The 14,847-nt window shown below is 42.1% G+C and carries 14 protein-coding genes and 1 pseudogene; 13 read left to right on the plus strand and 2 right to left on the minus strand.

Features of this window, described 5'->3' with window-relative positions; genetic code table 11:
- The first annotated feature begins 23 nt into the window (after nucleotides 1-23).
- The gene (gene yhbY, locus AC4HAI_RS00260; RefSeq protein WP_491109965.1) at nucleotides 24-332 is read left to right on the plus strand and encodes a ribosome assembly RNA-binding protein YhbY; all 309 of its coding nucleotides are present in this window, start codon (nucleotides 24-26) and stop codon (nucleotides 330-332) included.
- Nucleotides 333-390: 58 nt separating this feature from the next.
- On the opposite strand, the gene AC4HAI_RS00265 is transcribed toward yhbY, so the two are convergent.
- On the minus strand, nucleotides 391-1,830 hold the full coding sequence (locus AC4HAI_RS00265) for a DUF4153 domain-containing protein (RefSeq protein WP_491109966.1): 1,440 nt from the start codon (nucleotides 1,828-1,830) through the stop codon (nucleotides 391-393).
- 233 nt (nucleotides 1,831-2,063) lie between these two features.
- On the opposite strand from AC4HAI_RS00265, the gene AC4HAI_RS00270 reads away from it, so the two are divergent.
- From AC4HAI_RS00270 to AC4HAI_RS00320, 11 genes and pseudogenes are all read left to right on the plus strand, one after another.
- Complete coding sequence (locus AC4HAI_RS00270; RefSeq protein ID WP_491109967.1) at nucleotides 2,064-2,696, plus strand: nicotinate-nucleotide adenylyltransferase; 633 nt, start codon at nucleotides 2,064-2,066, stop codon at nucleotides 2,694-2,696.
- A complete protein-coding gene (yqeK, locus tag AC4HAI_RS00275; RefSeq protein WP_491109968.1) occupies nucleotides 2,696-3,292 on the plus strand; it encodes a bis(5'-nucleosyl)-tetraphosphatase (symmetrical) YqeK in 597 nt (198 codons plus the stop codon). The genes AC4HAI_RS00270 and yqeK overlap by 1 nt, the downstream gene beginning before the upstream one ends.
- Complete coding sequence (locus AC4HAI_RS00280) at nucleotides 3,293-3,799, plus strand: cysteine hydrolase family protein (protein WP_447462332.1); 507 nt, start codon at nucleotides 3,293-3,295, stop codon at nucleotides 3,797-3,799.
- 15 nt (nucleotides 3,800-3,814) lie between these two features.
- A complete protein-coding gene (gene rsfS, locus AC4HAI_RS00285; RefSeq protein ID WP_491109969.1) occupies nucleotides 3,815-4,168 on the plus strand; it encodes a ribosome silencing factor in 354 nt (117 codons plus the stop codon).
- A gap of 225 nt (nucleotides 4,169-4,393) precedes the next feature.
- Entirely contained in the window at nucleotides 4,394-5,131 is a 738-nt protein-coding gene (locus AC4HAI_RS00290; protein WP_491109970.1) for a class I SAM-dependent DNA methyltransferase, read from the plus strand.
- A gap of 69 nt (nucleotides 5,132-5,200) precedes the next feature.
- Nucleotides 5,201-5,410: pseudogene (locus tag AC4HAI_RS00295) on the plus strand (hypothetical protein); the annotation flags it as partial.
- A 420-nt stretch (nucleotides 5,411-5,830) separates the two neighbouring features.
- Entirely contained in the window at nucleotides 5,831-6,928 is a 1,098-nt protein-coding gene (locus tag AC4HAI_RS00300; RefSeq protein WP_491109971.1) for a nucleotidyltransferase, read from the plus strand.
- An 82-nt stretch (nucleotides 6,929-7,010) separates the two neighbouring features.
- Nucleotides 7,011-7,379, plus strand: a complete 369-nt coding sequence (locus AC4HAI_RS00305) for a PH domain-containing protein (protein WP_491109972.1) — start codon at nucleotides 7,011-7,013, stop codon at nucleotides 7,377-7,379.
- A gap of 330 nt (nucleotides 7,380-7,709) precedes the next feature.
- Nucleotides 7,710-7,964 carry a type II toxin-antitoxin system Phd/YefM family antitoxin gene (locus tag AC4HAI_RS00310; RefSeq protein ID WP_165329227.1) on the plus strand — a complete coding sequence of 85 codons (255 nt, stop codon included), beginning with the start codon at nucleotides 7,710-7,712 and terminating at the stop codon, nucleotides 7,962-7,964.
- A gap of 2 nt (nucleotides 7,965-7,966) precedes the next feature.
- Nucleotides 7,967-8,221: a Txe/YoeB family addiction module toxin gene (locus AC4HAI_RS00315; protein WP_165329226.1), complete on the plus strand. Its 255-nt coding sequence runs from the start codon at nucleotides 7,967-7,969 to the stop codon at nucleotides 8,219-8,221.
- A 208-nt stretch (nucleotides 8,222-8,429) separates the two neighbouring features.
- The gene (locus tag AC4HAI_RS00320; RefSeq protein ID WP_491109973.1) at nucleotides 8,430-9,143 is read left to right on the plus strand and encodes a MerR family transcriptional regulator; all 714 of its coding nucleotides are present in this window, start codon (nucleotides 8,430-8,432) and stop codon (nucleotides 9,141-9,143) included.
- A gap of 52 nt (nucleotides 9,144-9,195) precedes the next feature.
- Here AC4HAI_RS00320 and AC4HAI_RS00325 read toward each other — a convergent pair whose 3' ends face one another.
- Nucleotides 9,196-12,084, minus strand: coding sequence for a KxYKxGKxW signal peptide domain-containing protein (locus AC4HAI_RS00325; protein WP_491109975.1), 2,889 nt, complete (start codon nucleotides 12,082-12,084; stop codon nucleotides 9,196-9,198).
- 450 nt (nucleotides 12,085-12,534) lie between these two features.
- On the opposite strand from AC4HAI_RS00325, the gene AC4HAI_RS00330 reads away from it, so the two are divergent.
- Nucleotides 12,535-14,631 carry an ATP-dependent Clp protease ATP-binding subunit gene (locus tag AC4HAI_RS00330; RefSeq protein ID WP_491109976.1) on the plus strand — a complete coding sequence of 699 codons (2,097 nt, stop codon included), beginning with the start codon at nucleotides 12,535-12,537 and terminating at the stop codon, nucleotides 14,629-14,631.
- Nucleotides 14,632-14,847 lie beyond the last annotated feature (216 nt).

The raw sequence follows: 14,847 nt of genomic DNA on the forward strand, positions 1-14,847 counted from the left end.
AAAGAAAAGATGAGGAATCTAACATGTTGACATCCAAACAAAGGGCTTATCTCAATAGTCAAGCGCATGCCATGAAACCGATCGTACAAATCGGTAAGAACGGGCTCAATGATCAGATTAAAACTAGCGTCCGCAATGCTTTAGATGCGCGTGAATTGATCAAGGTTAAGCTGCTTCAAAATACTGATGAGAATATCCATGAAGTGGCAGAAATCTTGGAAGTAGAAATTGGTGCGGATCCTGTGGCTAAGACTGGTCGTATCTTGACCCTGTATAAAAAATCAGCTAGAAAAGAGAATCGCAAAATTTCGCAAAAACTCTTAGAACTCTGATAGATTAAAACCGCCTGCTTTAGACAAAGCAGGCGGTTTTAGTTATGTGTTTTTAAAATCATAGGAAAAAGGTGTAGATGAGGCTCGCTAGAGTGAAGCTAGTCAGTGCATAGATAAAACCAATGCGAATGGCTTGGATAGGTTTGTGCAGGCGGATGAGAATTAGGAGGCACCAGACTAAAAGAACGAGAATGAACCATCCAGATAGCAAGCGCAGCTCTGTCAAACCATAACTGGCAATGTAGATTCCAAAGAGTTTCCAAGCAGCTAGTAGGGCGAAGAGGCTTGAAAAGATAAAGAGAAGGCTGATAAGTATCCGATCCGTAGATCTGTTTTGCAGGGGATTTTTTGTCAGGAAGTAAAAGGCAACAAGGACTGCAAAATTGACTAGGGCTACACGAACGAGCTGCCAAAATCCTGAAACTGCAGTTGTTGATGCTTGATAGGGTGCTATATTTTGATCGGAGAGGAGGCTCCCTAGCTCACTGAGAGCCACACTGAAGAAAAGCGTGTATATCAGGCAAAGACTTACGATAATAATATAGGCTGTGTAGTTGGGAAAAATGCGGTAGGCTTTGACTTCCTTTTCAAAATCTTGGTAACTGATTTTTTGAGAGGAATCACTTAGGAAGCTGCCTGCTATTTGACCAAATAACCACAGACTGGTTGGTATAGTGAGTATGACATAGATCCAAGCTTGTTCGGACATAGGAATATGCTGGATCATATTTTCCAGAGAGATTCGAATGGCGTAGGTCGTTTGGGCAAAGCGAGTGGATACGGTATTGAGCTGGCTCCATACAAATCCTACCAGTAGGCAGGCAACCAGCAGACTTCCTAAAACTAAGAGCCAATTCTTAGGCTCTGTTTCAGAGTCAGCGTGTTCGAGGTCTTCATCTTTTTTTGACTGGAGGGCCAGTGTCTGTAGCTGCAAGCTGATATTTTTCAAGGGGAAGATGAAACTGGACTGGCGCCAGACATGTCCGATCAGGATACCAATGCGTCCTTGGGAAAGCCAGCCAGTGCGTGCACTGATGTAGAGAGCCATACTGACTTGCAGTGCTACAAGTTGGAAGAAGCCAAATTCATTTGGTAAAGCAGAATGGGAGAAGCCAGCTAATCGGCTTAGGGATAGTGCTTGTAAGATGATCAAGATTATTAGGATGAGGGAATCAATCCGAGTGCCTTTTTCCTTTAAACTAGCGTAGGTCTTTCCCATGATATGGCAGAGGTATTCAAAGAGAACCAGTATCCCTAGTGTGCTATAGAGGAAGTAGGGAGACTGGAAGTGACCAATGTGGTCTAAAAAACCTAAGACTAAAAGATAGGCTAAAGGCAGGCTGACCATGGCAGCTAATTTAAAGCCTTGGATCTGCACTGGTGTTAAGGTGATGAGCTTTTCCTTGGCTGTGAGAGGTGGCAGCTGTTCATCAGCTATTATCTCTTCTGTTTCTTGCTGAGATGTTTGCAAGGTTGTTAGGGTTTCTTTTTCTTTCATATGTGATCTCCTTTACTTATAAAAATTATCAAAAAAATTAATAATGGGCAATTAAAAAAGTCGGTTGGTGTGATAGAAAGGAGATAACATTAAAGAAAAATTTTTTGCTGTTTTTGAATTTTTGGGGAGGATAAAATCAGTGGAGGAGGTCTCCGTATAGACCTTGGTTCCAACTTTTTCTTTACCCTTATTTGTGCTATAATGAAGGTCATTAAAGCTAGGAGGAGGATGCTATGGCTCTGGATTTAGTCACTCCCTTTACCAAGGTAGAGCTGGAGGAAAAGGTCGAAGAAACTGGTCGCAAACAGGTTGGTATTCTCGGTGGTAATTTTAACCCTGTTCATAATGCTCATCTGTTGGTCGCTGATCAGGTCCGTCAGCAGCTGTGTTTGGACGAGGTCCTTCTCATGCCGGAATTCACCCCTCCTCATGTTGATAAGAAAGAGACGATTGATGAAAAACATCGTCTCAATATGCTCATGTTGGCTATCAATGGTATCGAAGGTTTGGATATCGAGACGATTGAGCTGGAACGCCAAGGCATTAGCTACACCTATGATACGATGAAGTATTTGACGGAGAAGAATCCTGATACGGATTATTACTTTATCATCGGGGCGGATATGGTGGAATATCTTCCTAAGTGGCACCGCATTGACGAGTTGGTTGAGCTGGTGCAGTTTGTTGGGGTGCAGCGTCCTAAGTATAAGGTTGGAACGTCTTATCCGGTTATCTGGGTTGATGTGCCTCTAATGGATATTTCCTCAACGAGTGTGCGTGACTTGATTAAGACTGGCCATACCCCCAACTTTATGGTGCCTCAGTCAGTCTTAGCCTATATCAAGAAAGCGGGGCTCTATCGCTGATGTATCAAGATTATATTGGTTTTGGCTATGATCGAGACAGACTTCTGTCTCTGATGGCATCAAGACTCAGTCAGAAGCGTTTTCAACATTGTCTAGGTGTGGAAAAATCAGCTATGACATTAGCTGGGCAAAATGCTTATGATCCTGAAAAAGCAGGCTTAGCAGGGCTTCTGCATGACTATGCCAAGGAACTCTCTGATGAGGAGTTTCTGGCTCTGATTGACAAGCATGGTCTGGATCCAGACTTGAAAAACTGGGGCAATAATATTTGGCATGGCAAGGTCGGTATTTATAAGATTCAGGAAGATCTAGAGATAACAGATTCTGAAATCCTAGCTGCTATTGAAGATCATACGACAGGAAGCAAGGATATGAGTGTCTTAGCTAAGATTGTCTATGTAGCTGACTATATCGAAGACAATCGTCATTTTCCAGGCGTTGAAGAAGCGCGTCAACTGGCCCAAGTATCTTTGGATAAGGCTGTTGCCTATGAAACAGCCCATACCATTGAGCATTTGGCTCACCAAGCTGTCCCCATCTATCCACAGACCATTGAGACCTACAATGCTTATGTCAATTATTTGAAGGAGACCTAGATGGTGACAGCTTTATTGGTTGTAGATGTGCAGAATGGATTAATGGCGGAGCAGCCTTATCAGGTGTCGCTTTTCTTGGAAACTGTGGCGCAAACCATAAAACAAGCACGTACACGTCAGATTGAGGTAATTTATGTCCGCCATCATGATGATGACTTGCCAATGGGCAGCAGGGAGTGGAAGATACATGATTCAGTAGCGCCTCAAGCAAATGAATTGGTTATTGATAAAGCCTATAATTCGGCTTTTAAAGAGACGGGTTTGCGAGCTTATTTAGAGAGCAAAGGTGTGGAGCGATTAATCATTGTAGGAATGGCAACTGATTACTGTATCGATACGACAATTAAGGTGGCCTTTGAGTTGGGGTATGAAGTTTTTGTACCTAAAAGTGGTACGACAAAGATAGATGATGGCTTGATTTCAGCTGATCTTCTTGTTCCTTACTACGAAAAGCTATGGCATAATCGTTTTGCGCAGGTTTTGCCTCTGGAGAGACTATTTGATTAAAGGAAATAAAAATTAATGACTAAAGATGAATTGTTAAAAATTGTTGTAGAGGCCGCAGATGAAAAGCGGGCTGAGGATATTGTGGCTTTGGACTTGGCGGGTTTGACCAGCTTGACCGATTATTTTGTGATTATGAGTGCTATGAATAGCCGTCAGCTGGAAGCTATTTCGGATAATATCCGTGAAAAGGTCAAGGAAGCTGGTGCTGATGCTAGCCACATTGAAGGTGATAACAAAACCGGCTGGGTTCTCCTTGATCTCAACGACGTGGTCGTTCATATCTTTACTGGAGAGGCACGTGAGCACTACAATTTGGAAAAACTCTGGCACGAAGCACCAATGGTGGATGTATCAGAATACTTAGCGTAAACGAGAACCTTGCCGCCGGGCAAGGTTTTTGAACAACTGAATGGAAAGTATTAGCGACCGTAGGTCGCCTGTTAAGATATTGTCCGCCGCAGTAAGAGTCCTATAACCGTTCATGGTTATAGGACGGCGGAAACTTCAAGACTTTGACTTGAAGTTTAGTAATGGAACCAAAGGTTCGCATACGTCCGTACTGCTTAAGGACAATATCAAAAAAAGAAAAAGACTATGGAAAAAAATTACGAAAAATTTGCTTCCGTCTATGACAGTATCATGGACGATTCACTTTATGATCAATGGACGGACTTTTCGCTGCGCCATTTTCCAAAGGGCAGGAAAAAGCTGCTAGAGTTGGCTTGTGGGACAGGGATTCAGTCGGTTCGTTTTGCGCAGGCTGGCTTTGAAGTGACAGGCTTTGACCTCAGTCAGGAGATGCTGGATCTTGCTAAAAAGCGGGCGACATCTGCTAAGCAAAGGATCGATTTCCAGCAGGGGAATATGCTGGATCTCTCTGGTCTTGGGACATTCGATTTTGTGACCTGTTACTCGGATTCGCTCTGCTATTTACAAGATGAAGTAGAGGTAGGTGACACTTTTCAGGAGGTTTACAATCACCTCAATGACGGTGGGATCTTTATCTTTGATGTTCACTCAACTTACCAGATTGATGAGGCCTTTCCGGGCTATTCCTATCATGAAAATGCGGAAGAGTTTGCCATGGTTTGGGATAGTTATGAGGACGAGGCGCCTCACTCCATCGTACATGAGTTAACCTTTTTTATTCAGGATGAGGATGGTCGATTTACTCGCTACGATGAAGTTCACGAAGAGCGCACCTATGAGCTCTTGACCTACGACATCTTATTGGAACAAGCTGGTTTTAAAACAGTCAAGGTCTATGCTGACTTTGAAGATAAAGAGCCGACAGAAACAAGCAAAAGATGGTTCTTTGTGTGTGAGAAGTAGGAAGGAACAGTTATGAAGGATTTGGCTTTTGTCATAGGCTTGGCGTTAGCGGGCATTGATCCTGTTGGTATGATATTGCTGATGACCATGCAGGCAGTGGGTTTATCACTTAAAAAAATCTATCTTTTTGGTGGTTTAGTCCTGTTTGGAACGGCTTTGCTGGGTTTCATTTTATCACTCATATTGGGTAATGAGATATCGAATCTAGCGCAAGCCCTTAGTCAACTTCCTGATAGAGTATGGGTTTGGATTTATTTGGTGCTTATTGCTGTCTTAATAGCTTGGGGAGTCAAACGCCTGCTGGCAGTAAAAGATCTGGACCGTCAAAATAGCCCAAAGAGCAGTAAGGGAATCTATGCAGCAGCGGTCTTCATGATTTATACAGCCATCGTGGATCCAACTTTTTTAGCTGTGCTAGCCTTGTCCGGTCAAGTAAATGATACTTTCTTATCACTGCTTTACAATTTTCTCTGGGTACTCATCAGCCAAAGTCCGCTCTTCTTGCTGATTTTAGCTGTTATGTGCAACAAACATCATGTTTTTATTGATAAATTTAATGCTTTTTATAAAAGATATAGGCAACCTATCAGATGTGGCATAACAGGAATGATTTTTTTATCAGCTATTATCTTGATAACTGATTTATCATCTTATTGTTTTTTAGATAGCTGGCTTTTAGGCTAAAATGGAGGAAACCTCATGACCTCAACAGGCATTATCGCTGAATTCAATCCCTTTCACAATGGGCACAAGTATCTGTTGGATCAGGCAGAAGGTATCAAGATCATTGCTGTGTCTGGTAATTTTGTCCAGCGGGGGGAGCCTGCCCTTATTGATAAATGGACACGGACCCAGATGGCTTTAGAAAGCGGTGCTGACTTAGTGATTGAGTTGCCGTTTTTGGTGTCGGTTCAGTCAGCTGATTATTTTGCTCGGGGGGCTGTGGATATATTGGCACGATTGGGCATTGATCAGTTGGTCTTTGGAACTGAGGAAGCTTTGGATTACCAAGCTATTTCAGATACTTATGCAGCGAGGGGGACTGAGATGGAGACCTTTCTTTCCCAGTTACCTGACAGTCTGTCTTATCCCCAGAAGACTCAGAAAATGTGGGAAAAGTTTGCAGGTGTAGATTTTTCTGGAAATACTCCTAATCATATTCTGGGTCTAGCTTATGCCAAGGCTTGCGCAGCCTACGGTATCAAACTAGCGCCTATTTCGCGCATTGGAGCAGGCTATCATTCCGAAAGCAAGCGAGAGCAAATTGCCTCAGCCACTGCTATTCGTAAACATTTGAATGATCGAGAGTTTTTAGGGAAAACTATGCCTGCTCCTCAGCTCTTAGAGCAGGCAACGAAGGTCAATTGGGCGAATTATTTTCCTCTACTCAAGTATCAAATCCTGACAAATCTTGATCTGACTGCTATTTTTCAGGTCAATGAGGAGCTGGCTAGCCGAATCAAAGAGGCTGTTAAGACGGCGGTTAACTTTGATGATTTGGTGGATAAGGTGGCGACCAAACGCTACACTAAGGCGCGTGTGCGACGTATTCTGACCTATATTTTGGTCAATGCTAAAGAAACAGCCTTACCAGAAGAAATCCATGTCTTGGGCTTCACGCAGAAAGGTCAGCAACATCTCAAGTCCGTGAAAGAATCTGTGAAAATGACCGCTCGTATTGGTGCCAAACCGTGGGATGCCATGACCCAGCAAGCCGACAGAGTCTATCAACTAGGCGATCTCAATATTCAGGAACAAAACTGGGGGCGGGTGCCGGTGAGAAATTCCAATGATTAAGATGGTTTTCTGATTAATTAGTAAATAGTTAAGTATAAAAAGTTATACTGATATAGTAAATATTAAGTCTTAGGAGAATATAATGGAATTAATTAATAATTTACTTGAGTGGACTTTTGTTTCAGAATGTCAGATTCCAGAAGATGTTTCGTCGTCCCTTGTAACTGATGAAGTACCTTATGCTGCTTACAAAACAATCAGGGATGTTGCAATTTTTACAAACAAACGTTTAATTGTTCGTGATGCTCAAGGTTTAACTGGTAAAAAGGTTGAAATTTACTCTTTACCATATTCATCCATAAATATGTGGTCTACAGAGAATGCAGGTTTATTGGATTTTAACTCAGAAGTTGAACTATGGACACGTGCAGGACATATTAAAATTAATTTAAAAAAAGATGTTGATATTCGGAGATTTGATAAAATCTTGGCAGAGGCTTTGCTAAATTAAATTTTATCTTGTAGAAATTTATTTAGATGTCTGACTCAATCTATGTCCATATTGTGAAGTGTATGGCTTATTTGGGATTTAGTACAAGCTATTTGTGGTGAGAGATCAAGTTGCCTCATCAATGATGGTGATTCAGTTTATTAAACTTAGTTTTTAAAGGTTTTTGTAGATTTTGCAAGCTTTTATTTTGAGAATGATAAGAACTTATGTAATTGTAATTAATATTATTCCAGATAAGGATTTATATATGAAAACTTGTACAATTTATTGACAAGTTTTTTCTTTTATTTTATACTGTGGTTAAATATTAGGAATTAGTGAGGTTTTATCATGGAAGCAGTCGTTTATTCAACTTTTCGTAATAATCTCAAAGACTATATGAAAAAGGTCAATAATGAATTTGAACCGCTTATAGTTGTTAATAAAAATCCTGATGAAGATATCGTTGTTCTTTCAAAAAGTGAGTGGGATAGTATTCAGGAGACCCTTCGAATTTCACAAAATAAATATCTTTCGGATAAGATTATTGAAGGGCTTGCTCAAGCAAGAGCGGGTCAGGTTGAAGTTCATGAGATTGAGGATTAGTTATGCCTATGAAATTTACAGATTCTGCGTGGAGGGATTACTGTTATTGGCAGAATCAGGATAAAAAGACACTCAAGCGCATTAATAGGATTTTAAAAGATGTTCAACGTTCTCCTTTTGAAGGAATCGGTAAGCCTGAACCCTTAAGGCACGACTATCAAGGAGCATGGTCAAGACGAATTGATGCTGAAAATCGTCTTGTCTATCTAATTGAAGATGATGGAGTCACTTTCATTTCACTACGAGATCATTACTAAATCTAATCTCCAAATTTTTTTTGGGATTTTTCCTTCTTCCCCCTTGACCCTTACGCTGCGTCATGGTCTATACTCATAGTTGAGGTGAACAGAGCCTACACTTCTGTGAACATAGCTAAGTCTTTCTAAGTGTTTGATTACTTTTGTCAGGCTTACTAAGGTTCTGGGAGTGTAAGAGCTTAGTATCCTCAGTAGAGAGGAGGTTCCTATGAAGACCGTTAAGGAGATGAGTCAGCTGTCGGGTGTCAGTGTGCGCACGCTGCATTATTATGATGAAATCGATCTGCTCAAACCCAGTCAGGTGGCTGAGAATAGCTATCGCTATTATGATCATGAGGCAATAGAGCGCCTTCAGGAAATCTTGCTGTTTCGGGAGCTGGAATTTCCCCTCAAAACCATTAAGAAGATTGTGGACAGTCCGAGTTATGACCGCAAGGTAGCTTTGACCAAGCAGATAGCCCTTTTGGAGGCCAAGAAGGCACATTTGGAAGGCGTTTTAGCTCATGCTCGTCGTCTGCAAGAAGGAGGAGATACGATGACATTTACCGCTTATGATAAGTCTCAGCTGCAAGCCCTTGAGACTGAAGCCAAGGAGCGTTGGGGTGATACTCAGGCTTATCAAATTTTTGAGGCCAAGACGGATAAGGAAGCTTTTGCACAAGTGACTGATGAGATGTTGGCTATCATGGCTGAGTTTGGACGCCTGAGAGATTTGGATGTCGCTGATGATAAGGTTCAAGCCCAAGTCAAGATTCTGCAGGATTATATCTCAGAGCATTTCTACCCTTGTAGCCCAGAAATTTTAGCCGGACTTGGGAAGATGTATGCGACTGATAATCGTTTCAGTCAAACCATTGATCAGGCTGGCGGAGCAGGAACTGCTGATTTTGTCAGCCGTGCTATTGAACAGTATTGTTTATAGTGAGTATATAATAAAAAGGGAAACTCAAAAGAGTTTCCCTTTTTGGCGAGGTTTAATGAATTAAAGTAGCCTTCCCTTTATCGTCAAGCTGATAGGTATGTCCCTCGTAGTCCAGTGTGCGATTGACCCAAAGTTCACCAGAATCAGGGTCGAAGTAGTACTGATTGCCATCAATGTCGACCAATTCTCCCTTGACTTGGATACCAGTGCTTTCTGTAAATTGCAGGCGCTTATATTCGTCACCGACCCCCTTATCAATATGCCCAAGACTGAAGTAGTAGGTTTTGCCATCAATTACCTGCCAGCCGGTCAGGACTTTTCCATTGGCATCTAGATAGCGCCACTCATTTCTATCTGGGTATGCTTGATACCAACCGCTTGGCTTGAGTTCTCCGCTGTCTTTATCAAAACCATAAACATCCTGATCAACGCCGTGAACTCCGTTGGCGCGTGTGTATGACGGCTGATAGATGTCTGCATTTTCAGGTTCTACGGTATAGTAGGTTTTGCCATCTTTTTCATACCAGCCTTGTTGCAGTTTACCATCAGCACCAAAGTAGCCCACCTGATTATTATAAGATGGATTATAGCCAAATGATGCGAGACCATACTGCACCAAAGTGTCTGTGACCACTTGGTCATTTTTGATATAGTAAAGATCATCTTCTACAGTGACAGGGCGTGGATAATTGCTGGAAACGGATTGACCGCCATCTCCAAAGTAATAGCGTTTGCCATCGATAGTTTGGAAACCTTTAACCCCATAGCCATCTTTACCAAAGTAATAGGTGCTGTAGTAGCGACTACCCTGGAAACCGTAGAGAGCGTGGTCTTCGTCCAAAATCATTTTATTTTTAACCATTTCCCCTGTTTCTTTATCGAAATAATAATTTTTATGATCGATAACGGTCAAGCCCTTGACATAGCTGCCATCCTCTAGTTGATAGTAAGTTTTACCATCTTCCTTAGTAATAAAACCATAGGTTTCCTGGGCTTTACCATCCTGTCCTAGGGTGTAATCTTTTCCATCAACAGTTACTGTTTCTATCTTCGGATATCCCAGAGGCTCTGAAGGATTATTGTTTTTATCAATGGTTACTGTTTGATTTTTAACCAGCTCACCAGTATTTGAATCAAAGTAATATTTGGCGCCATCGATGATCAGCATTTGTCCCTTAATCTGTCCAAATCTAGTCCGATGATCATAGTAGTATGTTGTGTCTTCTGGTTTAGCGAAGTAGTAGGTTTTACCATCAATGGTTTTCCAGCCTTCAGCCAGCTGTCCGTCTTCGTTAGCATAGTAATAGCCCTGATAGTCTTCGGTATTCACTTGAATAAAGGTATTTTTTAGAGGACGACCATTGCTGTCAAGATAGTAGTAGCCGGCAGTACTGCCGTCTAACCCTTGTTCTTGCTGGTGATAGACGGTATTTTTATATTGTCCGCCGTACTTTTTATCAAAGTGATAAAGCACTCCGTCGATAAGCTGATCGCCTTTGACGGCTTTGCCGTCTTCTCCAATATAGAGCCAGCCTGTTTGATGGGCACTTCGCTTGATGTTAGTTGGATAGTCTCTATCATAGACAAAACGGTTGCTGACAGTGTTGCCATTTTCATCATAATAGATAATGTCAGACTGGCCTTTGGTGAAGGTTCTGCTGACTTGGTCACGGTACTGAGCTGTTTTGGCTGCTTCTCCTTCTAGGATAATACCTGTATCTTTATCTGTGACGATAGCTTTTCCATACTTATCATAACCGATTCCTTTGAGCTGACGGCCGTCTTGTTTAAAGTAGTAATTCAGACCGTCAATCGTCTGATAACCATAAACTAATCGTCCGTTTTCGTCAGCATAGTAGTAAACGAGTTGTCCTGAGTCTTCATCAATGTGAGGGACAAATTGCTTCTTAAAGAGTGTACCGTCTTGGCTATCGAAGTAGTAACGGGAACTCTGAATTTTTCTGAGTCCACCTGTGCGGTTTACATAACCGTTTTCATCAAAATAGTAAGTCTTCCCGTCAATGTCCGCAAAGCCATCTTTTACTTGGTAGCCCTTATTGAAATAAACTTGTTTGTTATCGGCAGTCTGCCAGCCAGAGAAGCCCTTGCTATCGGCAATGCTGAAATCATCGTTGAAATAATAGGTTTTTCCATTAGCTTCATGTAAACCAGTGACTTCTAGTCGACTGCCGTCTTCAGCAAAGTAATAGGCTTTAGAATCAGGGGTAATCCCAACTTTGTTAGTAATGACTTGTCCGTTGTCCTTATCAAGATAATAGATTTTGCCATTGTTCTCAGCAATATTTCCCCTAACTTGGATGCCATTTTGGTTGAAGTAAAACTTTTTGCCATCGATGGTCTGCCAGCCAGTCACCTTTTGTTTGTTGGCATCGAGGAAGTACCACTGACCGTTTTCTTCGTTAAATGAGTTAGCCGCTTGGCTATTGTTGGGTGCTTGGATGGTTAAATCAGCAGGCTGAGCCGGTATTTCTGGTTGAACTGCCTGCTTGTTAGCTGGTGCTTTTGGCTCTTGGGCTGCTTGGTTATTTTTATCAGCCGCTTGATTGGCAGCTTGTCCCTCTTGATTCTCGACAGCTTGGGCATTTTGTTCAGCAGCAGGCTTAGCTTCTTCAGTTTGACCTTGATCACCGCCTGATCCATCTTGGCCAGGGGCGACCTCGGGTGTGCCTTGGGCTGGCTTTTGTTGAGCAGCTGATGTTTCTTCCTGCTCAACAGGTACTTGTTCTGCTTTTGGGTCCCCAGCCTGATTGGCTGGTGTGTTTTGCTGAGCAGCTGCCTGTTCTCGAGGAGCTGGTGTCACTTGGTCAGCACTGGCTTGACTGCCAGCTGCAAAAAGTGCTGTAGCAGCTGTTGCGGTTACCGCGATAGTCACCCAGTGTTTTTTGACTTTATGCAGTTTGAAGCGTTTTTGATTTTCCATAAAAATATCCTCACTTTAAAATAATTTTTAGGTTATTCTAGCATTTTTTGAAACCGATTTCTTTAAAAATTCTAAAATGATAAAGAATTGTAAATTTTAGACATTATTAAGACATAAAAGGATAGAGGTATGGATAACATTTTTAAGCTTGCTAGCGGTTAAGATCAGTATCTTTCTTCTTTATTTAGAGAAGGGATAAAAAGGTCAGTAAAAGTCAGATAAAAGTATTGACCTTTACTGACCAAAGGTGTATACTATAGTCACAGGGATAAAGGAACCCTGTTAAATCTGGTGATTATTCTCCATTGCCAGAGATGAGAGAGAAGGAAGGTTTTTATTTTCACTTAATTAGTCAGTATTGGTCAAAAATCAAAGGCCGAGTAGGCTCTAAATTTTTATTGAATTGGTCAGACTTGGTCAAATCAAACCTAGCAGAAAAGAGGAAGACAGATGAACAACAATTTTAATAACTTTAATAGTATGGATGATATTTTCAATCAATTAATGGGAAGCATGGGCGGTTTTAATAGTGAAACTAGACGTTACCGTATTAATGGCCGTGAAGTGAGCCCTGAGGAGTTTGCTTATTATCGTCAGAACGGTCATTTACCAAATCAGGAAGAAGTCTCTTCGGAAAGGCCTTCAGGTCATGTGAAAAAGGATGGTATTTTGGCAAAGCTAGGGCGTAATTTAACTCAGGAAGCGCGTGATGGTCAGTTGGATCCTGTTATAGGACGCAACCAAGAAATCCAAGATACCGCTGAAATTCTTGCACGCAGGACTAAGAATAATCCTGTCTTAGTAGGAGATGCTGGTGTTGGTAAGACGGCAGTTGTTGAAGGCTTAGCCCAAGCCATTGTGGCTGGTGATGTTCCAGCAGCGATCAAAAATAAGGAAATCATCTCCATCGATATTTCTGGCTTAGAGGCTGGTACACAGTATCGTGGTGCTTTTGAAGAAAATATCCAAAATCTTATGAATGAGGTCAAAGAAGCAGGTAATATCATCTTGTTCTTTGATGAAATTCATCAAATTCTTGGTGCAGGTAGTACAGGTGATGGGCAAGGTTCTAAAGGCTTGGCCGATATTATCAAACCTGCGCTTTCACGTGGAGAGCTGACTCTTATTGGTGCCAGTACACAGGATGAATATCGAAACACCATTCTAAAGAATGCTGCCCTTGCTCGTCGTTTTAATGAAGTCAAGGTCAATGCACCCTCAGCTGACGATACGCTGGAAATCCTTAAAGGCATCAAGCCGCTCTATGAGGAACATCACAATGTAGAGTTGCCAGACAGTGTCTTGAAAGCAGCAGTAGATTATTCTATCCAGTACATGCCGCAGCGTTCTCTTCCTGATAAGGCTATTGACCTGGTCGATGTGACTGCTGCTCATTTGGCTGCCAAACATCCCGTGACGGACCTTAAGACTCTGGAAGAAGAAATAGCTCAGGCTAAGGAACGTCAACAAGCAGCAGCAGATAAGGAAGACTATGAAGCTGCCTTGGCTGAAAAAGTTAAGATTGATGACCTACAAAAGCAGGTGGACAATCATACTGAGCGTCAAAAAGTAGTGGCAAGTATTAATGATGTCGCTCAAGCTGTTGAACGTATGACCGGTATTCCTGTTTCACAAATGGGTGCTTCTGATATTGAGCGCTTGAAAGAAATGGGCAGTCGTCTTAAGGGTAAGGTCATCGGTCAGGATGAAGCTGTGCAGGCAGTGGCCCGTGCTATTCGCCGAAACCGTGCAGGCTTTGATGAAGGGAACCGACCAATCGGCAGCTTCTTATTTGTCGGACCTACAGGCGTTGGTAAGACGGAGTTGGCCAAGCAACTGGCTCTGGATATGTTTGGAACCAAGGATGCCGTTATCCGTCTGGATATGTCAGAGTATAGCGATCGTACAGCCGTTTCTAAGTTGATAGGGACAACGGCTGGTTATGTGGGCTATGATGATAATTCCAATACCTTGACTGAGCGGGTCCGTCGCAATCCTTATTCCATTATCCTCTTAGATGAAATTGAAAAGGCTGATCCGCAGGTTATTACTCTGCTTCTACAAGTTTTGGATGATGGCCGCCTGACTGATGGTCAAGGTAACACTGTCAACTTCAAGAATACTGTTATTATTGCGACCTCCAATGCTGGTTATAGCTTTGGTGCTGTTCCAGAAGAAGAAGGTAAAGAAGTCAGTCTGCGTGATAAATTAGCGCCCTTCTTCCGTCCAGAATTTCTCAATCGCTTCAATGGTGTCATTGAGTTCTCTCACCTATCAAAAGATGATTTGAAAGAGATCGTTGATCTCATGCTGGATGAAGTCAACCGTACTCTGGCGAAAAAGAATATTACATTGGACGTAAGCGAAGCGGCCAAAACTTACCTGATTGAAGAAGGTTACGATGAAGCTATGGGAGCTCGTCCTTTACGCCGGGTGATCGAAGGTGAGATTCGTGATAAGGTGACAGATTTCTATCTTGACCACCTTGATGCTAAAGCGCTTAAGGCCGATGTGGTTGATGACGAACTGGTAATTCAAGCTGTGTAATTTTCTCCTATATGGTCAATAAGGTTGAGACATAGGTTCTCAGCCTTATTTATTTGCTAGGAATGCTGGTCTGGAGAACTTTTGGAGGTTATCCAATCTTTTGTACTTTGCTTCACTGTATTTCCAACCTCTAAGACTCTCTCAAACCTTTTGGGTGATTTATTATTAGCGCTAAAGCTGTTGGATTAGGGTTTTTAATGACTAGAGACTGGATCA

It is taken from the genome of Streptococcus sp. ALY_208 (genome assembly GCF_058314295.1).